Annotated in this window: 15 protein-coding genes; 14 read left to right on the forward strand and 1 reads right to left on the reverse strand. The window is 42.9% G+C overall.

Translation table 11 applies throughout. The annotated features are described in order from the left end of the window. Nucleotides 1–19: 19 nt before the first annotated feature. From OQX61_RS08090 to OQX61_RS08100, 3 genes are read left to right on the forward strand one after another with little or no spacing between them, the layout of a single operon-like run. A complete protein-coding gene (locus OQX61_RS08090; RefSeq protein WP_265841148.1) occupies nt 20–1663 on the forward strand; it encodes a RagB/SusD family nutrient uptake outer membrane protein in 1644 nt (547 codons plus the stop codon). 30 nt (nt 1664–1693) lie between these two features. After that, nucleotides 1694–3946: an alpha-N-acetylglucosaminidase gene (locus OQX61_RS08095; protein WP_265841149.1), complete on the forward strand. Its 2253-nt coding sequence runs from the start codon at nt 1694–1696 to the stop codon at nt 3944–3946. Next, nucleotides 3943–6516, forward strand: coding sequence for a hypothetical protein (locus OQX61_RS08100; RefSeq protein ID WP_265841150.1), 2574 nt, complete (start codon nt 3943–3945; stop codon nt 6514–6516). Before OQX61_RS08095 ends, OQX61_RS08100 begins: the two co-directional genes overlap by 4 nt. A gap of 117 nt (nt 6517–6633) precedes the next feature. Here the strand turns inward: OQX61_RS08100 and OQX61_RS08105 are convergent, their stop codons facing one another. Continuing rightward, entirely contained in the window at nt 6634–7560 is a 927-nt protein-coding gene (locus tag OQX61_RS08105) for a sugar phosphate isomerase/epimerase (protein WP_265841151.1), read from the reverse strand. Between the two features lie 501 nt (nt 7561–8061). Here OQX61_RS08105 and gap point away from each other — a divergent pair. The 11 genes from gap (at nt 8062) to OQX61_RS08160 (ending at nt 20018) form a co-directional block, all read left to right on the forward strand. Then, nucleotides 8062–9057 carry a type I glyceraldehyde-3-phosphate dehydrogenase gene (gene gap / locus OQX61_RS08110; RefSeq protein ID WP_265841152.1) on the forward strand — a complete coding sequence of 332 codons (996 nt, stop codon included), beginning with the start codon at nt 8062–8064 and terminating at the stop codon, nt 9055–9057. After that, nucleotides 9050–9478 carry a GNAT family N-acetyltransferase gene (locus tag OQX61_RS08115; RefSeq protein WP_265841154.1) on the forward strand — a complete coding sequence of 143 codons (429 nt, stop codon included), beginning with the start codon at nt 9050–9052 and terminating at the stop codon, nt 9476–9478. The genes gap and OQX61_RS08115 overlap by 8 nt, the downstream gene beginning before the upstream one ends. Nucleotides 9479–9521: 43 nt before the next feature. Continuing rightward, nucleotides 9522–10715, forward strand: a complete 1194-nt coding sequence (locus tag OQX61_RS08120) for a phosphoglycerate kinase (protein ID WP_265841155.1) — start codon at nt 9522–9524, stop codon at nt 10713–10715. Nucleotides 10716–10919: 204 nt separating this feature from the next. Next, a complete protein-coding gene (gene mraZ / locus OQX61_RS08125) occupies nt 10920–11393 on the forward strand; it encodes a division/cell wall cluster transcriptional repressor MraZ (RefSeq protein WP_265841156.1) in 474 nt (157 codons plus the stop codon). Beyond that, entirely contained in the window at nt 11383–12288 is a 906-nt protein-coding gene (rsmH, locus tag OQX61_RS08130) for a 16S rRNA (cytosine(1402)-N(4))-methyltransferase RsmH (protein WP_265841157.1), read from the forward strand. The genes mraZ and rsmH overlap by 11 nt, the downstream gene beginning before the upstream one ends. Next, entirely contained in the window at nt 12285–12704 is a 420-nt protein-coding gene (locus OQX61_RS08135) for an FtsL-like putative cell division protein (protein ID WP_265841158.1), read from the forward strand. The genes rsmH and OQX61_RS08135 overlap by 4 nt, the downstream gene beginning before the upstream one ends. Then, nucleotides 12694–14796 (forward strand): penicillin-binding protein, encoded by a 2103-nt coding sequence (locus OQX61_RS08140; protein ID WP_265841159.1) that lies wholly within the window; start codon nt 12694–12696, stop codon nt 14794–14796. Before OQX61_RS08135 ends, OQX61_RS08140 begins: the two co-directional genes overlap by 11 nt. Nucleotide 14797: 1 nt before the next feature. Further along, nucleotides 14798–16255 carry a UDP-N-acetylmuramoyl-L-alanyl-D-glutamate--2,6-diaminopimelate ligase gene (locus OQX61_RS08145; protein WP_265841160.1) on the forward strand — a complete coding sequence of 486 codons (1458 nt, stop codon included), beginning with the start codon at nt 14798–14800 and terminating at the stop codon, nt 16253–16255. After that, nucleotides 16255–17505, forward strand: coding sequence for a phospho-N-acetylmuramoyl-pentapeptide-transferase (gene mraY / locus OQX61_RS08150; RefSeq protein WP_265841161.1), 1251 nt, complete (start codon nt 16255–16257; stop codon nt 17503–17505). The genes OQX61_RS08145 and mraY overlap by 1 nt, the downstream gene beginning before the upstream one ends. After that, entirely contained in the window at nt 17505–18848 is a 1344-nt protein-coding gene (murD, locus tag OQX61_RS08155; protein WP_265841163.1) for a UDP-N-acetylmuramoyl-L-alanine--D-glutamate ligase, read from the forward strand. The genes mraY and murD overlap by 1 nt, the downstream gene beginning before the upstream one ends. 3 nt (nt 18849–18851) lie before the next feature. Then, complete coding sequence (locus tag OQX61_RS08160; protein ID WP_265841164.1) at nt 18852–20018, forward strand: FtsW/RodA/SpoVE family cell cycle protein; 1167 nt, start codon at nt 18852–18854, stop codon at nt 20016–20018. The last annotated feature ends 2 nt before the right edge of the window (nt 20019–20020 follow it).

The raw sequence follows: 20020 nt of genomic DNA on the forward strand, positions 1-20020 counted from the left end.
AATTTTAAAATCAAAAGTCATGAAGAAATTAATATATCACACTTTATTTGCTGCCTCATTTTTTCTGCTGGTATTGAGCAGCTGTAAAAAGGTTACAGATAAAAATGACATCAATAACATTAAGGACGAGTTGGTTTGGCGGGATACCGTTTTAACTACCGCCTTTGCCAATAATCTTTATCTGGATATTCCTGCCTGGAATCTGGCTATGGATACCTATACGGAAGAAACCAGAGGAGGAGGGCCGGTAACCAATGGCACCGTGACCCCTGATGCGACGATTAACTACTGGCCATTTGTTAGCATTAGAAAGATCAATACCATGATCAAGGAACTGCCTGCCTCTTCGGGAAGTTCGCAGTTGAAAAACCGGTTAACCGGAGAAGCTAAATTTTTAAGGGCCTACCAGTACTTTCAAATGGTAAGAAGAAGTGGTGGTGTACCGATCATCGCTGTCCCACAGGAATTGACTGATGATATTTTTGTATCGAGAGATAAAACCTCCGATTGCATCAATTTTATTGTGAAAGACCTGGATGAAGCAATCGCATTGCTGCCCTCGGTATCCTCGACTGCAAATGTTGGCAGGGCTTCGAAAGAGGCTGCATTGTCGTTGAAAGCAAGGGTGCTGATGGACTGGGCTTCGCCGAGGTATAATCCAACCCAGGACCCTGGCAGATGGGATCTGGCCTACAAAGCCAGTACTGCTGCGCTTACTGCTTTGAATGCGAAAGGTTATGGATTATTTGATAATTACGGATCTATATTCCTGACAGAAATGAACAAAGAGGTGGTTTTTGCCATTAGGTACTCCAATCCGGGGCGGACGCATAATCGTGATGCTTCAGTACGGCCAATATCGGTCTCTGTAAATGCAACGGGTGGCTGCCAGCCTACTCAGGAGCTGGTTGACGCTTACCCGATGAAGGATGGCTCAGATGTAAATACTGCTTTGACCTATCAGCAACGATTCTCTGGTCGTGACGACCGTTTTTATGCGACCATTGTTTATAACGGGGCTACTTATTTTGGCCGTAAACAATGGACCTTTGTAAACTCAGGTATTGATGGTTATAAAGATGTTAATGGTACTTACACAGGATACTACAGTAAAAAGGCCATAGATACCACCTTAACGGCTCCACAGGGAGGTACCTCAGGTGCCGATTATGTCGCCATCAGGTATGCCGATATTTTGCTGATGGAAGCAGAAGCAGCCAACGAACTTGGCAATACTGCTCCAGCTTATGCTGCCTTAACAAAACTAAGAGCGAGAGCTAAAATTACACCAGGAGCCAATAATTTATACGGTTTAACGCCTGCAATGGATATGGGAACCATGCGCAGCCGCATTCAAAAAGAACGGTTAGTGGAATTTGCCTTTGAACATATCCGCTTTTTCGACCTGTTGCGCTGGAATACCCTCTCTTCCACACTTCATGGTAAAACCAGAAAGGGATTGAAATTGGTAAGTACGACCCCGGGTGTTGCGCCAAATGTGGCTACTGTTTTTACGGAATCTTTAGAAGCAATAGATCTGCAGCCTATGATTATCCAAACCAATAGCCCTTTTTATCCAATACCGAGGTCTATTATTCAAAATAATCAGAATTTAAAACAAACTAAGGGTTGGGAAAGCGGTAGTTTCGATCCCCTCTTGTAATCGGTCAAGACTTAAATATACACCTCATTAATGCACACACAAGTGAAAAAACACCTGTTCAGTACTGCTGTAGTATTCCTCGTTTTCTGCCTGGTTTTAAGGTTAGACGTTGCTGCTGCGGAAGTTAATTACAAGAAAACGGCAGAAGAACTTATTCTTAGGGTAGTACCAAACCATGCCAGATACTTTAAAGTAGAAATCATCAAAGCTCAGGAGGGAAAGGATGTGTTCGAAATAGAAAGCCGTAATCAGCAAATCGTGTTGCGTGGTAACAACACGATTTCTGTAGCCTCTGCCTTGAACTGGTACCTTAAACATTATGCACATTGCCAGGTTTCCTGGAATAGCGATAACCTTAAACTACCGGCGAAATTGCCGGTAGTTCCGGAAAAGGTACGGTTGGAAACAGCCTATGCTTACCGCGCTTACCTGAACTATTGCACGTTCAGCTATACGATGCCCTGGTGGGACTGGGAGCGTTGGGAGCGCGAAATAGATTGGATGGCCATGCATGGCGTGAATATGCCACTGGCCATCACCGGGCAGGAAGCAGTATGGCAGGCCACACTGCGTAAATTCAAAATCACTGAGCCTGAGATCAGGGAATTTCTGGTTGGACCCGCCTATTTTGCCTGGCAGTTTATGACCAATATTGAAGCATGGGGAGGACCGCTTCCACAACACTGGATAGACACACACATCACATTAGGACAGCAGATTTTAAAAAGAGAAAGGGCAATGGGAATGACCCCGATATTGCAGGGCTTTACGGGCTACATTCCCCGGATCTTAAAGGATAAGTACCCAAACGCAAATATTTCGGTTAAGGGAGATTGGTTTGGTGTACCTCCCGGATCCGGACAATTAGACCCGTTGGATCCATTGTTTGCAGAGATGGGCAAGACCTTTCTGGAAGCACAGACCAAACTTTTTGGTACAGATCACCTGTATGCTGCGGACCCTTTTCATGAAGGCGCTCCTCCGGTAAAAGGAGACGAATACCTTAAAAAAGTAGGAGAAAGTATTTATAAAGTGACCGTGGCGGTAGACCCTAAAGCCATAATTGCCATGCAAACCTGGTCTTTAAGGCCGGCCCTCGCTAAAGCAATTCCTGAAGATAAAATCATCCTTTTAGATCTTGCCGGTAGAAACTGGTCCGGTAATGAGGGTTTCTGGGGACGGGAATGGGTAGCAGGGATCCTGCATAATTACGGTGGAAGAGTCTTTATGGGGGGCGATTTACCGCTATTTGCTAATAATGCCCCATCCTTGTTAAAGAATCCAAAAGCCGGTAATTTAAAAGGAATCGGACTTTTCCCGGAAGCGATAGAACACAATCCGGTAGTTTATGAACTAGGGCTTGAATTGGCCTGGCATTCCGAAGCACCGGAATTAAATAACTGGCTGAAGAACTATATTCTGGCACGTTACGGCCAAACATCCGCTGAAGCGACAAAAGCCTGGGATGTACTTCAGCATACGGTTTATGCACAGAAAATAAGTGATGGTTCTATGGAAAGTGCCATCTGTGCAAGGCCTTCACTTCAGGTGACTAAAGTGGCTCCAAATGGTGATATGAGAAGAGGTTATGATCAGCTGGAATTGTGGAAGGCCTGGGAACATCTTTTGGCTGCAAAAGAATTAACAGGAATGAAAACCTACCAATATGACCTTGTTGATGTAGCCCGACAGTGTCTGGCCGATCTTTCCCTACCCCTGCAAAAAGACATTACTATCGCCTATGAAGCTAAAGACAAGCAGGCTTTAAAGCTTGCGTCCGACCGCTTTATTGCTTTAATAGATGATTTTGACAGGTTACTTGCTACACGGTCTGAATTTCTATTGGGAAAATGGATAAATGATGCCAGGAAATGGGGTAAAACGGAAGCCGAAAAAGATTTGTATGAAAGGAATGCACGCACGCTGGTGACCACCTGGGGACCAGTGCGTAACGATGCTGTTCAGTATGATTATTCCAACAGGCAGTGGGCAGGATTGCTGAGTGGTTATTATAAGGTACGATGGGTTAAGTTCCTGGATTATCTGGCTACACAACCTTATGACAATTCCCGATTTACGCAGACCAAATTGAAAATGTCGTATGGAAGACCGGCATATGATGCAAATCAATTTTATAAAGACCTTGCTCAATTCGAGGGAAACTGGACAAAAAGTAATGAGAAGTATGCCGATAAGCCGGTAGGTGATCCGGAAAAGATAGCGGCAGAACTGTTTGCTAAATGGAAGCCACAAGCAGGTGCTTCTTTAAAACCAGCGAAATGAAGAAAATAACTGCGGTTGATTTAACCCTGATTAAAATGAGAAAAAGCCTGTTATTAGGACTGTTTATTGTCCCGTTGACGATAAATGCCCAGCAGATTGTTTTAAAAAATGACCTTGTACAACGCGTCTTGCAACGTGATGGAAAGGTATGGCGAACCATTCGGTTTTCAAATGCGAAAGGCGATATCAGCCTTGCAGTGAAAAGTGAGGAGTTGAGTATTCTGCCTTTGAACAGCAATAAAACCTATAGTATCAGCGATTTTACTGTTGTCGGGAAGCCAGCTGTTTATTCCAGGGGAGATACCAGTTTTGTGGTGTTGAGCTATCAGCCATTACCAGGAAATGCGGGTTCAGATGCTGTTCCGGATAAATTGGACATCAAATACTTTTTGGTAAAAGGACAGCCCTATACCCGAAAAATACTGACCTTATCTTATCCTGATTCTGCTGCGGTAGACCGCCTGGAAGTGGAGCGTTTTACGACCACTAAAACGGCAACCGGAGGTGGTCGTGGTGAACCTGTTTTTGTAAACGGCCAATGGTTTTTCGGTTTGGAGTATCCGGCAGGACATACCAGACATACTAACGGAAATACGCCCCTAAGCTTTGCCAGAACTTACGATAAGGTAGGTAACTACAGTAAAATTGAGCTGGAAGGAAGGGATATTGAGCCAAAGGAGGAAAAGGGCTTGATCAGGCTTATGCATTTTCCGGGGTATGCGCAGCAAAACAAGTCGGGGATGCAAATCATTAGTAAAACAGCGGTTGCTGGTATTACCTCGCAAAGTCAACCGGTAGAAGTTGCCTTTATGAAATATCTGGAAAGCATCTGGAAAGCGCCGCGGTCTTTCCTTCATTTCAACAATTGGTTTGAACCAAAGGCTAAAGATTTAAGTGGCGATGGATTGTTGAATATCTGGCGGGAATACAAAGCTGCGATTGGTCCGTATGGTGTAAAAATGGACGCTATGGTGGTTGATGATGGATGGCAGGATCGAAAATCTATTTGGGATCCTTCAAAAAGGTATTTCCCCAATGGTTATTCCGACGTTAAATTACTGAGTGATAAATTGAATAAGGAAGGGGTTGGTTTTGGATTATGGCTCAGCCTGGCTGGTCAGAATAATGATATGAACTGGGGAATGGCAAATGGCTATAGAGAGGCGAAACGTGATCCTTATTTTAGACAATATGGACGTGATTACAGCCTTTCTTCTACCAAATACAAAGCCGAAGTACTTAAAAAGATTCCTGAAATAGCCCGTCAAACAGCTTCGCTATATTATAAGCATGATTTTAATGCGCTTTCAGATTCCGGGGAAGGAAATAACCACCCCGCTACTGCGCGTCATGGGCATGAGGCATCCCTGGATGCGGCAATAGAGATACTGCTTGCCACCAAAAAGGTAAATCCGGAGATCTATCAGAATATGACGAACTGGGTCTGGTTTTCTCCCTGGTGGTTGATGTATGCGGATTATTTATGGATGTTGGCTGGTGATGATGGGACGAATGGCAACTGGCCGGAGATCTCGACCAGAGCTATGGGCTCCAGCGATCGGGATACTTTTATCTGGCGGATGTTTGGTAATCCTCAGGATCGGCCTCTTATTCCCGTTTCCAGACTGATGACGCATGGGATCATAAAAAATACGACAGGCATGATGGAGAGTAAAGAAGATAATCTTCAGGATTGGGCAGATTATGTGTTGATGCATTATGGTCGCGGTACACTGCTTAAGGAATGGTACATCTCGCCATCGGTTATGAAAGCCGAAGACTGGGAAGTGTTATGTAAGATAGACAACTGGGCTAAAGACCATCGCGCTGCATTAACGAATATGGTGTATGCAGGCGGTCGTCCGGATGAGGGAAATGCCTATGGTTATGTGGGCTGGACTGCTGAAAAAGGGGTACTTGTGCTTAGAAACACAAGTGCGGTGACACAAAAAGTGCTCGTTCCATTCGACCGGTCGGTTCATTTTATGGGTAAATCAGGTGAGGCTTACCGCGCTAAGGTTGTTTATCCCTATCAGGATGCTTATCCGGTAGCTTTTACGTCGGGTAAGACGATGGAAATTGAACTGGCAGGTTATGCTACCATGGCTTTTGAATTGGAAAAAGGGAAGCCTGGCGTTTCAGTAACAGCCCCTGGAAAAATCCAGTTTAGCACGGTGAAAACAGCTCAGCCATATACTTCTTTGACTGTTCCTTCCGGAGTAAAAGGACGGGCAGATTTAATGGTCATCGGCTGGCCCGATGCACCAGGGATAAAAATAAATGGAGTGTTATTGAATCCAGTCCGCTCCGGTAAGTCAGCGCTAAATAATTTTGCCAGCTATGCCAGGGAAGGGATGATCAGCGATAAAGCGAAAGCCTGGAGCATGTATACCTATGATCTGTTGCCGTATGCAGGTAAAGTAATTAAAATTGAATACACTGCTTCTTCCGGATTTGAGGCTCATATTTTGGCAGAGCAACAGGTGAAAGCAGAGAAGGAGCAGCAGGATAATCATATGATTAAGGCGCTTACCAATGGTACCAGAAGGCAAACCATTCGTGTTTTTTAACGTTATATTGTAAATTTAGATTGGTCTGAAAAGGGGCCGCATCATCAAATGCTGCGGCCCCTTTTTATTCTCGTTTTTGTTCAGGTTGTTGTTAATCCGGATCAGGTTAATGACAATCTAAAGGTATCTTTTTCTCCAGATCTGCATCATGTAAGTGTTGATCTCCCATTGATTGGTAACCGGAACATTTGTGTAAGGAAGGGTAGGCATATAACCTGGCGGACCAAATTCTGTCAACATCGTCAGGATTTTTCCCTGTTGTTTTTTCATGGCAACTACCTTATCCCACCAGGCAAAATGTGCGGCAACAGCCCTCTTCCATTCCGGTGCACGTGGATCGCTAACCTGCGGTCCTTGCTCATGGCCAACACGGGAGTGAATATGGTCTGTACGGGAAAGCGCAAGATCAACGGTCTCCTTTTGGTCTTCCAGTAAGCTTTCACTCACATTACACCAGTGTGAGATATCAAGCGTTAGCCTTAAGTCTGGATTTTCTTCTAAATACCGTAAAGATGCCGGAGCCGCATACAGCATCCTTGACCTATGTGTTTCATGGTAAATTGGAACCCCTGTTTCTTTGGCATATTGAACCGTAAAATCTATAAACTTTTTGTTGTCTTCGTATTTAAAGAAGTCCTTTCCGGAATGTACATTGATGTACAACGGTTTCGTGTATTTATTCTCAGCGGCTTCTTTCAGCACCTTTTTAAACGTAGCAAGATTGGTTGCGGCAACAGGCTCATCCCCGCGACAAAGAAAGCCGACGGTTAACTGATACTGTTTTAGTGCGCTAAACAATTCTTTTGCAATATCGGCAGACCATAGGATTTCCACCCCGTCATAGCCGTCTTGTTTTGCCTTTTTACAGAACTCTGTTACAGATCCGGGGAAACCCCAGTAAGGGGCCATAATCTGCAATGAAAAACCTTCAGCGGCTTTATTAGAAATGACTCCGGGGGAGTCGAATGCTTTCATTGATGTCAAAAGGGTAGCAGTGGTGGCGAGCGCAGTAGCCCCCAAAAAATCTCTTCTATTGTATTTCATAATGATCTATACCTGGAAAAATCAAAATACAGATTATAAGTTAATTCCGAAATAATAATTCGAAATCTTAGGCTAAAATTAAAACGCGCGCAGTTTCAATAAGTGCAATTTGAATTACGTTTTAGCTTCCTGAAGAAAAGAGGATAGGCCAGGACAGGGGCCCGGAGGATTTTATTGCTCCCCTTAAAGTGAGCATTAAAATAGTCCGGATCTGGAGTGGTTCCTGGCTCTTTTCTACCCTGAATTCATTTTCCCCTGGTAAGGATGCTGGCTATCTTTCCCAATATTAAACATGACATAATTTTTAAGATTCTACTTTAAAATTATCACCGTTCTACTCAGAATATAGGTACTTTTGCCCCATAATTCCGATGATCATCGCAATTTCGCTGATCAGGGAGATTTATAACAGCAAGAAGGAAAATCACCGCTAAAAAATGCGGGGGTTGACCGGCTACTGTAAGCGAACTAACCAACGTAATAGATAAGAAATATACTCTAATGAAAATAGCAATTAATGGTTTTGGTAGAATTGGCCGTATCTTTTTACGTACTGCAATTGAAAAAAACATCAATGTTGTGGCCATCAATGACCTCGGAGACCCTGCAACACTGGCGCATTTGTTCAAATACGATACCGTTCACCGTGGATTTAAGGGCAGGGTTAGCTTTGAATCTGATGCTTTAATTGTTAACGGAAAGAAAATTCAGGTCTATGCAAAGTCCAACCCGGCAGAATTGCCATGGGCAGAACTTGGCATCGATCTGGTATTGGAATCTACCGGAAAATTTACCAGCAGAGCAGGGGCAGGCCAGCATTTACAGGCAGGGGCAAAACAAGTCCTGATTTCGGCACCGGCTGCGGATAAAGACATTCCAATGGTGGTATTGGGGGTTAACGAAGCAGAGATCGATTTGAAAGCTGAAATCCTTTCTAACGCTTCCTGTACGACGAATAACGTGGCGCCAATGGTGAAGATTCTGGATGATAACTGGGGTGTTTTAGAAGGTTACATTACCACCATTCACTCGATGACCGGTGATCAGAACCTGCATGACGGACCTCATAAAGATTTGAGAAGAGCGAGAGCGGCTTCAGCTTCCATCATTCCGACCAGTACCGGTGCGGCAAAAGCCATCACCAATATTTTTCCTCATCTGGAAGGAAAATTAGGAGGTGCAGGGATCAGGGTTCCTGTGTTGAACGGCTCCCTGACTGATTTTACCTGTCTGCTGAAATCAACAACTACCATAGAACAAATCAATGCTGCATTCAAAAAAGCTGCAGAAAATGAATTAAAAGGGCTCCTGGAATATACGGAAGACCCTATAGTTTCCGTTGATATTCTGGACAACCCACATTCCTGCATCTTTGATGCACAGCTGACCTCCATTGTTGGCGACATGGTAAAAGTGGTGGGTTGGTATGATAATGAGTCTGGTTATTCTGCCCGTTTGGTGGATCTGGTACTAAAAATTGCAGCGATAAATGATTAAAGAAATTACGGCGGCAGAGACTCTGCCTTTAAGGAGTCTTGTGCTGAGAAATGGGATGCCCTATGAACAGTGTATCTTTCCTCAGGACGAACAGAAAGGTGTTTTTCACCTCGGATGTTTTGAAGGAGCGCAGCTGGTTACGGTGGCTACTTTCTTCCCGGAAGATCGTCCGGAGCAAGGTCCCGGAGGTTTTCGATTGCGCGGTATGGCTTCCGATCCTGCCTTTGCAGGGAAGGGTTATGGCGCAAAGCTGATAAAATTTGCAATTGATGAACTGACATCAGCGAATGCTGCTTATATTTGGTGCAACGCACGTAGTACAGCTGCTCCTTTTTATGAGAAGCTGGGCTTTGTGCTGATTTCTGAGGAGTTTCAGATACCGGGCGTCGGTCCGCATTTTGATATGCTCAGAAAGCTATAAATGAACACCATTCAAAAACCAATAATTCTAAACAATAACAATAATGAGAACAATAGACCAGTGTAATTTCAAAGATAAGAAGGCTTTAATCAGGGTAGATTTTAATGTGCCTCTGGATGCTGAATTCAACATTACAGACGACAAAAGAATGCGTGCTGCATTGCCTACCATTACTAAAATTCTGAATGATGGTGGTTCAGTAATTCTGATGTCTCATTTAGGTCGTCCAAAAAACGGTCCTGAGGACAAATTTTCTTTGAAACACATCTTAGGTGATCTTTCCAGAATGTTAGACCTGGAAGTGAAGTTTGCAAATGATTGTATTGGAGAACAAGCCGTAGACAAAGCTAAAAACCTGGAGCCGGGACAAGTTTTACTATTGGAGAACCTTCGTTTCTACAAAGAAGAAGAAAAAGGAGATAAAGCTTTTGCAGAGAAATTATCGAAATTAGGTGATGTATATGTGAATGATGCTTTTGGTACTGCACACCGTGCGCATGCCTCTACAGCGATCATTGCTGAATTCTTCCCTAATGATAAATACTTCGGTTATTTAATGGCTGAGGAGCTTAAAAATGCGGAGAAAGTTAACGATGGTGCTGTGAAACCTTTTACAGCAATCATGGGTGGCGCGAAAGTGTCAGATAAGATTTTATTAATCGAAAGCCTGTTGGATAAAGTAGATAACCTGATCATCGGTGGTGGTATGGCTTATACCTTTGCAAAGGCTCAGGGTGGCGAAATTGGTACTTCTCTTTTAGAGGAAGACAGAATGGCGCTTTGCCTGGAATTGCTGGATAAAGCGAAAGCTAAAGGCGTAAATATCTACCTTCCTTTGGATACCGTGATTGCGGATAAATTCTCCAATGAAGCAGAAAAGAAAAATGTTGATACCGGTTGTATTCCTGCAGACTGGATGGGATTGGATATCGGTCCGAAAACTATCGCTTTATTTTCTGAAGTGATTAAAGGTTCGAAAACTTTGCTTTGGAACGGCCCGATGGGTGTTTTTGAAATGGCGAATTTCGAACAGGGAACACGTGCTGTTGCTGATGCGGTTGTAGCTGCTACTCAGGAGAATGGCGCGTTTTCATTGATTGGTGGTGGCGATTCTGCTGCGGCCATCGCAAAATTCAATTTGGAGGATAAAGTGAGCTATGTTTCTACCGGTGGTGGTGCATTATTGGAGTACATGGAAGGTAAAGAATTACCGGGTGTAAAAGCCATTAATAGCTAAATATATTGGCTGAAAAACAGGACAGGCGCTTCGCTATTTTGCGATGCGCCTGTTTTTTTTACCACCTCATTTACTGTGTTTTCGATCACCTCAAGGCACAAAAAAAGTGGTACGAATTATGTTGATAATTTTTTGTGGTAGAATGTGGTAAAAAGTGGTAGAAATATCTATTTTTACACTACATTATAAAGACCACATAAAGAAATGGTTCAACTGTTAGGAGAGTTTGATTGTAAATTGGATGCGAAAGGCCGCTTGATGGTTCCTTCGTCTCTGAAAAAACAATTGCCTGATGTTGAGGTTGAGGGACTTGTGATCAACAGAGGTTTTGAAAAACACCTCGTGATCTACCCGAAAAAAGTATGGGAAGGAATAGTGGAAGAGTTGAGTAAGTTGAATCCATACGAACAAAAAAACAGAGAATTTATTCGATACTTCACGCGCGGCGCTACGGAATTGACGTTGGATGCAGCAGGAAGGGTTAACTTACCTAAATCTTTATTGGAATCTGTAGGCATTGAGATCAACACTGAGTTGGTTTTAGCCTGTCAGTTTGATAAGATTGAGGTATGGTCGAAAAAGGCTTATGATGCTTTGTTTGATAATGAACCAGCTGACTTTTCAAAACTTGCAGAAGAAGTAATGGGTAATAAAAATAGGAGGAGCGATGGAGAATAGTTACCACATTCCTGTCATGTTGAAAGAATGTATCGAAGGTTTGAATATCAAACCCGATGGCGTATATGTGGACGTTACCTTTGGTGGTGGCGGACATTCAAGAGAAATACTGAAGCATTTAGGAAAAGACGGCGTATTGATCGCCTTTGATCAGGATCCTGATGCACAAAGAAACAAAATTGATGACCCACGTTTCATTTTCGTAGATCAGAATTTTGCCTTCATCAAAAATAACCTGCGCTTGCTGGGTTATAGAGCGGTGGACGGTATCTTGGCTGATTTAGGCGTTTCCTCACATCAGTTTGATGTTCCGGAACGTGGCTTCTCTACGAGATTTGAATCTGACCTGGATATGCGTATGGACAAACAAGGCGCTTTAACAGCTGCTGATGTGTTGAATACCTATGCAGAAGATAAACTACACAAGATTTTCGGAATCTATGGTGAAGTGAAAAATGCAAAGTCCCTGGCCCGTGCCGTAGTTACCGGCCGTGTAGAACAACCGATTAAAACCCTTGCGGATTTTAAAAGAGCTGCTGGTGCCCACATCCCTAAAGGGAAGGAAAACAAGTATATGGCTCAGGTTTTTCAGGCTTTACGCATTGAAGTGAACAAGGAGATTGAAGTGTTGGAGAACTTTTTAGAACAAACAGCGGATATTCTGAAACCAGGTGGCCGTTTGGTGGTGATGTCTTACCATTCTCTGGAAGACAGGCCGGTAAAAAGTTTCATACAGAAGGGTAAATTCAGAGGTGAAGTGGAGAAAGATTTTTATGGTAATGAACAAAAACCATTTAAAATCATCACCAGAAAAGCGGTGGTTGCTAACGATGAAGAGTTGGAACGCAACAGTCGCGCAAGGAGTGCGAAACTCAGAATTGGAGAAAAACTATGAATAACCAGTTCAGGCAAAATATAGAAGAGGAAGAACCGGATGCTGAAGAAATTCAGATTAAGAAACCCGGAAGGAAGAAAAGGGAGCCTGAGAGTGGTAAAGCGTTCTTTAAAAAGTTATTTACCGAAGGGGTAGTGACTAAGGAAGCGGCAACAGATATGTTACCGTTTTTACTGTTTTTGTCGGTTTTGTGTATGCTATACATCGCAAACAGCCACATGGCAGTGAAGAACATCAGAAGTATTGATAAATTAAATAAAGAAGTAAAAGAGTTGAGCTGGGAATTTAAATCGCTGAAAGCAGATTTAATGTTCAAGAGTAAGCTGACTGAAGTTGCTAAAAAAGTAGATACTCTAGGGATTAAAGAATTAACTGAACCCCCTAAAAAAATTGTTATACCCGCTAATGAACATTAGAGCAAACATATTACTACGTGTTTATCTGTCATTTGGACTGATTGTACTGCTTGCCGTAGCAGTATTGGTCAGACTATGCGATGTACAATTTGTAGAGGGGCACAAGTGGCGCGCCATGGCCGATAGCCTCTCTACTAAGTATATCAATGTGGAAGCTGCGCGGGGAAATATTTATTCATCAGATGGTAGTCTGCTGGCAACCTCTATTCCTGAGTACGAATTGAGGATGGATTTGTATGCCGGTGGGATTGATGATAATAAGGTGTTCTATGGAAAAGTAGACTCTTTAGCCATGAAATTATCGGAGTTCTTTAAGGATAAAAGCCCTAAAGAATATTCGCGTTACCTGCGTTCTGCCAGACAGGATAGTGTGCGTTACCTGTTGATCAAACGTAAAGTAGGGTATCAGGAGCTGAAAACGATCAGAACCTTCCCTTTATACAATATCGGTAAGTATTCCGGCGGCTTAATCGCGGTGCAACAAAATAAAAGAATTAAACCATTCAAGTTTCTGGCTTCCAGAACGATTGGTTATAAAAATGAAAACGTGGCCAATGGTGTAGGTCTGGAAGGTGCTTTTGGTAATTACATCAACGGGGAAAGCGGAAAAAGACTGGTACAACGTATCGCCGGTGGCGTATGGATGCCGGTAAATGATGAAGCAGAGGTTGCACCTAAAGAAGGGGCAGATATCATCTCTACCATCGATATCAATATGCAGGATTTAGCGCAGACCGCTTTGGAAAGACAGCTGAAACTGAGTGATGCAGACCATGGTACAGTGATCCTGATGGAAGTAAATACCGGGGAAGTGAGAGCGGTAGCCAATTACACCAGGGTATCTGAGGGCGTTTACGAAGAGAAATTTAACTACGCCATTGGTGGCAGTCAGGATCCGGGTTCTACCTTTAAACTGGCTTCTTATATGGCATTACTGGAAGATAAAAAAGTAGATACCAATACTTTAGTAGATACAGGCGATGGTTTTTACCGCGTTCCGGGACATACGATTAAAGATTCACACGGTGGGATTGGTGTAGTAACCGTAATGAAAGCATTTGAGCAATCGGCAAATACAGCGATTGCTAAACTGGTAAATACCCATTACAAAGACAATCCTGCTCAGTTCACGGATCATTTATATGATATCCACATGAATGAAAAGTTGGGTTTACAGATTCCCGGGGAAGCAAAGCCAGTCATCAAAAATCCATCGAACAGAAGCTGGAACAAGAACCTGACGCTGGCTCAGATGGCCTATGGTTATGAGATGCAGATTACGCCATTACAAATGCTGGCATTCTATAATGCAGTAGCCAATGATGGAAAATTTATCTCGCCGATTTTTGTAAAAGAGATCAGAAGACTGGGTAATCCGATTGAGCAATTTCATGCTAAAGTGATCAGCGACCAGATTTGTTCGGAGAAAACAGTAAGGAAATTACAAGCCATGCTGGAAGCAGTGGTCACCAAAGGTACTGGTAAGTTGATGAGCTCTCCTTTTTATCGCGTTGCGGGAAAAACAGGAACCGCACAGGTGGCAGATGGTAATAAAGGATACAAAGCGAAAAGAAGTTACCAGGCTTCGTTTTGCGGATACTTCCCTGCTGATAAGCCTAAATACTCGATTATGGTGGCCATTAACGGCCCCAAAAATGGTTATTACGGGGCAACAGTAGCGGGTCCGGTATTTAAAGAAATTGCAGATCGTATTTACGCAAGTGACATCGAAATGTACAACAATGTTAAGGATCATTTAGTGGGCAATACTAAAAATCCTGAAGCGAAGTCGGGACAGAGTAAAGCGATAAAGAAAGTGTACAGCGCTTTTGGAATCAAGTCTTTATATGCCGCAAAGTCGGATTATTTCAACAGCATTGATACCAATAACGGTATCGTGTACGAAGAGTATAACTCCATCAAAGGAGTGATGCCTAACGTGAATGGAATGGGCCTGAAAGATGCATTGTATCTTTTAGGAAATGCGGGTTTAAAAACAAAGGTTGTGGGAAGTGGAAAGGTGTTTAGTCAGTCGATTCCTTCCGGCAGCAAAATAGGTAGAGGATTGGGTGTAGATTTAGAATTAAGATAATATGCAATTACAAGACGTTTTATATGGAATCGCAATAACAAACCTGGTGGGTTCTACTAACAGGGAGATTACTGCGCTTGTTTTTGATTCCCGTCAGGTGGTTAAAGATGCGGTGTTCTTTGCAATAAAAGGAACACTTTCAGATGGACATAAATATATTGAAAATACAATACAGGCAGGTGCTTCGGTAATCGTGTGTGAGCAGATTCCTGCGCAGACCGTTCCGGGAGTAGTTTATATACAGGTAGACAATAGTTCGGTGGCGTTGGGAGAAATGGCGGCTAATTATTATGGTAACCCTTCTTCGAAACTGAAATTGGTAGGTATTACCGGTACGAATGGTAAAACGACGATCGCTACGATCTTGTTTAAGCTTTTCCGTACGCTGGGCTATCATGTAGGATTGATTTCTACAGTACAGAATCATATCGATGATCTGGTGATTCCAGCTACGCATACTACGCCAAATCCATTGGCTTTAAATCAATTGTTACAGCAAATGGTGGACGCTGGTTGTGAGTATTGTTTCATGGAAGTAAGTTCTCATGCCGTAGTACAACACCGTATTGAAGGTTTGAGTTTTGTTGGTGGCGTGTTTTCGAACATCAGTCACGATCATTTGGACTTCCATAAAACCTTTGACAATTACATCAAAGCGAAGAAAGCTTTCTTCGATGGTTTGCCGTCAGATGCTTTTGCACTGACCAATCTGGACGATAGAAACGGGATGGTCATGTTGCAGAATACCAGAGCAACGAAAATGACCTATGCCCTGAAACAACTGGCTAGTTTTAAAGCGAAGGTTATAGAGAATAGTTTCAATGGCTTACACCTTGAAATCGATGAGGCAGATGTATTCTTTAAGTTGGTTGGTTCTTTCAATGCCTATAACCTGCTGGCCGTTTATGGTACCGCAGTATTATTGGGCGAAGAGAAACTAGAGGTGTTAACTGCATTGAGCAACCTGACAGGTGCTGAAGGCAGGTTTGACTACATTACTTCCAGCAACCAGATCATTGGGATTGTGGATTATGCACATACACCGGATGCGGTGCAGAATGTGTTGAGCACCATTCATGACATTAGAAAAGGCACTGAGCAGGTGATTACCATCATCGGCTGCGGTGGCGACAGAGACCGGACAAAACGCCCGGTTATGGCACAAGTGGCCTGCGACTGGAGCGATAAGGTGATCCTGACTTCGGATAATCCAAGGTCGGAGAATCCACAGTCGATAGTAGAAGAAATGGAAAAGGGTGTATCGCCCACAAATAAAAGGAAGACGTTGAGCATAGTAGATAGAAGAGAAGCGATTAAAACGGCTTGCCATTTAGCAAAACCAGGAGATATCATCCTGCTTGCTGGTAAAGGGCATGAAAAGTATCAGGAAATCAATGGCGTAAGGTATCATTTCGATGATAAGGAAATATTAATGGAACAGTTAAACTTGATCAGCTAATGTTATATTATTTATTCGAGTACTTAAACGCAAATTACGATTTCCCCGGATTGAGGTTGTTTCAATACATCACTTTCCGTACTTCCTTAGCGATCATCATTTCCTTAATCATTACGACTGTTTTTGGTCGTAGCATCATCAACTATCTGCAAAAAATGCAGGTGGGTGAAACCGTTAGAAACCTGGGTCTGGAAGGACAAATGCAAAAAGCAGGTACGCCAACAATGGGTGGGATCATGATCCTTCTGGGGATTTTGGTGCCTACACTTTTACTGGCCAACCTTTCCAATATCTATGTATTACTGATGATCATCACCACCGTATGGATGGGGGTAATCGGTTTTGTAGATGATTATATTAAGGTTTTCAGAAAAAATAAAGAAGGTTTAGCAGGTAGGTTTAAAATTGTAGGTCAGGTTGGTCTGGCTTTGATTATCGGCTGGACCATGTATTTCAATCCTAATATTGTAGTGAGACAAACTGTGGATGAATCTACGGTTTCGAAAGCTTCGGCTACACCAATGGTGTTGAGACAAAAAGGAGAGAGCTTTTACTATACACAGGATGTGAAATCTACGCTGACTAACGTTCCTTTCTATAAAAATAATGAGTTTGATTACGCCAAAGTCCTGAAGTTTTTAGGAGATGGCTATGAGAAATATTCGGTGTTTGTGTTCTTGTTCTTCGTGGTCATTATTGTGACGGCGGTTTCCAACGGGGCAAATATCACGGACGGGATTGACGGACTTGCTACGGGAACTTCCGCCATTATCGGGATTACCCTCGGCTTGCTGGCTTATGTATCGGGTAACACTGTGATTGCCGACTACCTGAACATCATGTACATTCCGAATTCCGGTGAGCTGATGATCTTCGCAGGTGCCTTTGTTGGGGCTTGTGTGGGCTTTTTATGGTATAACTCTTACCCTGCACAGGTGTTTATGGGCGATACCGGAAGTTTAGCCATTGGTGGTATCATTGCCGCTTTTGCGATCATGATCCGTAAAGAGTTATTAATTCCGGTTTTATGTGGTGTATTCCTGATTGAAAACTTATCAGTTATCATTCAGGTAAGCTATTTTAAATATACAAAAAAGCGGTTTGGAGAGGGAAAAAGGGTATTTTTGATGTCTCCTTTACACCACCACTATCAGAAAAAAGGATATCATGAAGCCAAAATCGTTACGCGGTTCTGGATTATTGGAATTTTATTGGCCATCATTACGATTATTACCTTAAAACTTCGATAATGGAAAAGCAAAGGATAGTCGTTTTAGGAGCCGGTGAAAGCGGTGTAGGTGCAGCAATGTTAGCGCAGAAACAAGGATTTGAAGTTTTTGTATCTGATTTCGGTGCCATCCCTTCGCAGTATAAAGAACGTTTACAGGAACTGAATATCGCCTTCGAAGAAAAGCAGCATACCGCTGAGCTAATCTTGAATGCGGTAGAGGTGGTGAAAAGCCCGGGTATTCCGGAAGCAGCTCCAATGATCAAAGCGCTGAAAGCAAAAGGCATTTCAGTGGTTTCGGAGATTGAGTTTGCGAAAAGATATACGAAGGCAAAAACGATCTGTATCACCGGGTCAAATGGTAAAACAACGACTTCCATGTTGACATACCACATTTTGAAAAATGCGGGATTGAACGTTGCATTGGCAGGGAATATTGGAAATAGCTTTGCCGCTTTAGTCGCAACAGCTGATTTTGATTATTACGTATTGGAGATTTCCAGTTTTATGCTGGACGATATGTATGATTTCAGAGCCGATATCTCCATATTATTGAACATTACGCCGGATCATTTGGACCGGTACGATTATAAACTGAGTAATTATGCAGCCTCAAAATTGCGTATCACTCAAAATCAGCAGAGTGATGATGTTTTCATTTATTGTGCTGATGACGACGAGACTTTAAAAGCGATGAAGTCTGTCAAAATCAACTCAGGAATGGTTGCTTTCTCTATCCGTAAGGAGATTGAAAACGGCGCCTACCTTGAGGGCAATAATTTACACATCAACATTAACTTAAAAGAGGAATTAACCATGTCGATCACAGAATTAGCCTTGCAAGGCAAGCATAATGTTTATAATTCTATGGCTGCGGGCATAGTTGCGAAAATATTGGATATCAAAAATTCAGTGATTCGTGAGAGCATGAGTGATTTCAAAAACATTGAGCATCGTTTGGAACATGTAGGTAAAATCTCCGGTGTGGAGTATATCAACGATTCTAAAGCGACCAATGTGAACTCTACCTGGTATGCACTGGAAAGTGTAAATCCCGGTGTGATCCTGATTATGGGTGGCGTAGATAAAGGTAACGACTATAGCATGCTGAAAGACCTGGTTCGTGAGAAGGTCAGGGCGATTGTATGCTTAGGAAGAGACAATAAGAGAATCCATGAGGCTTTTGAGGATGATGTGGAAGTGATCGTGAATACGTTTTCTGCAAATGAAGCGGTTCAGGTAGCTTACCATCTGGCAAATAAAGGAAATACGGTGCTGTTGTCACCGGCCTGCGCAAGTTTTGACCTGTTCAAAAATTACGAAGACCGTGGCAATCAGTTTAAAATGGCTGTGAAGGAATTATAAGTTATGATCGCAATTAATCAGATTTTAGACAAGACAAAAGGAGATCGCTGGATATGGCTGATCATTATCCTTTTATCGCTGATCTCTATACTTACCGTGTATAGTGCTACGGGAACGTATGCCTATAAAGTGAATAAAACCGTTGAAAAAGTTTTATTGACGAAACACTTGATCTTCGTGATCATGGGTATAGGGATGATCTATATTGCGCATTTACTGGATTATAAATATTATGCAGGGATCTCTAAGGTGCTGATGATCATTACCATTCCACTGTTGTTTTATACGGCAGTGTTTGGGGCGAACATCAATGAGGCTTCCCGTTGGGTGAAAATTCCCGTGATTGGATTGACTTTCCAGACTTCCGATTTGGCAAAACTAGCTTTGATTACCTTTCTGGCGAGGATGCTGACGAAGAAGCAGGAAAATATTAAAGATGTAAAAGAAGCCTTTGTCCCGATTATGGGATCGGTTTGTGTGGTTTTTGCACTGATTGCCTGGGCGAATTTATCGACGGCAATTATGTTGTTTGGGGTAAGTATCTTATTGCTGATTATCGGCAGGATCTCCATCAAACAGATTTCAATAGTGTGTGCCGGTGGTGCCGTATTGCTGTTGTTCATCGTGTTTTTAGGACCCAGAGCAGGTACCTATAAATCAAGGGTAAATTCCTTTTTGCATCCGGAGATGCAGAATTCTGATAAAACTTATCAGGCGGATCAATCGAAAATCGCATTGGCAACAGGCGGTGTTTTTGGAAAAGGCCCGGGAAATAGTACGCAAAGAAACTTTTTACCACACCCGTATTCGGATTTTATCTTCGCGATTATCGTGGAGGAATATGGTTTAATAGGGGCGATGACGGTGATTGTGCTGTACCTGGTGCTGCTCTACCGATGCGTCCGGATTGTGACGCAGAGTCCCAAGGCCTTCGGGGCTTTACTGGCTGCGGGCCTAAGCTTTAGTCTGACGATACAGGCTTTTGCGAATATGGCCGTAGCTGTAGGTTTAGGTCCGGTTACCGGGGTGCCTTTGCCATTGGTAAGCATGGGTGGTACATCGATGATTTTTACCAGTATCGCCTTTGGAATTATCCTGAGTGTGAGCAGGGATGTTGAAGAGAATAGTAATAAAAAAGTAGTTGTAGGTGAAATACCTGCAATAGATTAAAG

It is taken from the genome of Pedobacter sp. PLR, from assembly GCF_026239675.1.
Classification (GTDB): domain Bacteria; phylum Bacteroidota; class Bacteroidia; order Sphingobacteriales; family Sphingobacteriaceae; genus Pedobacter.

Coding starts and splice junctions, on each gene's coding strand:
- mraY (WP_265841161.1), top strand. CDS start 16,255: ATGTTATATTATTTATTCGAGTACTTAAACGCAAATTACGATTTCCCC.
- OQX61_RS08100 (WP_265841150.1), top strand. CDS start 3,943: ATGAAGAAAATAACTGCGGTTGATTTAACCCTGATTAAAATGAGAAAA.
- OQX61_RS08135 (WP_265841158.1), top strand. CDS start 12,285: ATGAATAACCAGTTCAGGCAAAATATAGAAGAGGAAGAACCGGATGCT.
- OQX61_RS08115 (WP_265841154.1), top strand. CDS start 9,050: ATGATTAAAGAAATTACGGCGGCAGAGACTCTGCCTTTAAGGAGTCTT.
- OQX61_RS08160 (WP_265841164.1), top strand. CDS start 18,852: ATGATCGCAATTAATCAGATTTTAGACAAGACAAAAGGAGATCGCTGG.
- OQX61_RS08095 (WP_265841149.1), top strand. CDS start 1,694: ATGCACACACAAGTGAAAAAACACCTGTTCAGTACTGCTGTAGTATTC.
- murD (WP_265841163.1), top strand. CDS start 17,505: ATGGAAAAGCAAAGGATAGTCGTTTTAGGAGCCGGTGAAAGCGGTGTA.
- OQX61_RS08090 (WP_265841148.1), top strand. CDS start 20: ATGAAGAAATTAATATATCACACTTTATTTGCTGCCTCATTTTTTCTG.
- rsmH (WP_265841157.1), top strand. CDS start 11,383: ATGGAGAATAGTTACCACATTCCTGTCATGTTGAAAGAATGTATCGAA.
- OQX61_RS08145 (WP_265841160.1), top strand. CDS start 14,798: ATGCAATTACAAGACGTTTTATATGGAATCGCAATAACAAACCTGGTG.
- OQX61_RS08120 (WP_265841155.1), top strand. CDS start 9,522: ATGAGAACAATAGACCAGTGTAATTTCAAAGATAAGAAGGCTTTAATC.
- gap (WP_265841152.1), top strand. CDS start 8,062: ATGAAAATAGCAATTAATGGTTTTGGTAGAATTGGCCGTATCTTTTTA.
- OQX61_RS08105 (WP_265841151.1), bottom strand. CDS start 7,560: ATGAAATACAATAGAAGAGATTTTTTGGGGGCTACTGCGCTCGCCACC.
- mraZ (WP_265841156.1), top strand. CDS start 10,920: ATGGTTCAACTGTTAGGAGAGTTTGATTGTAAATTGGATGCGAAAGGC.
- OQX61_RS08140 (WP_265841159.1), top strand. CDS start 12,694: ATGAACATTAGAGCAAACATATTACTACGTGTTTATCTGTCATTTGGA.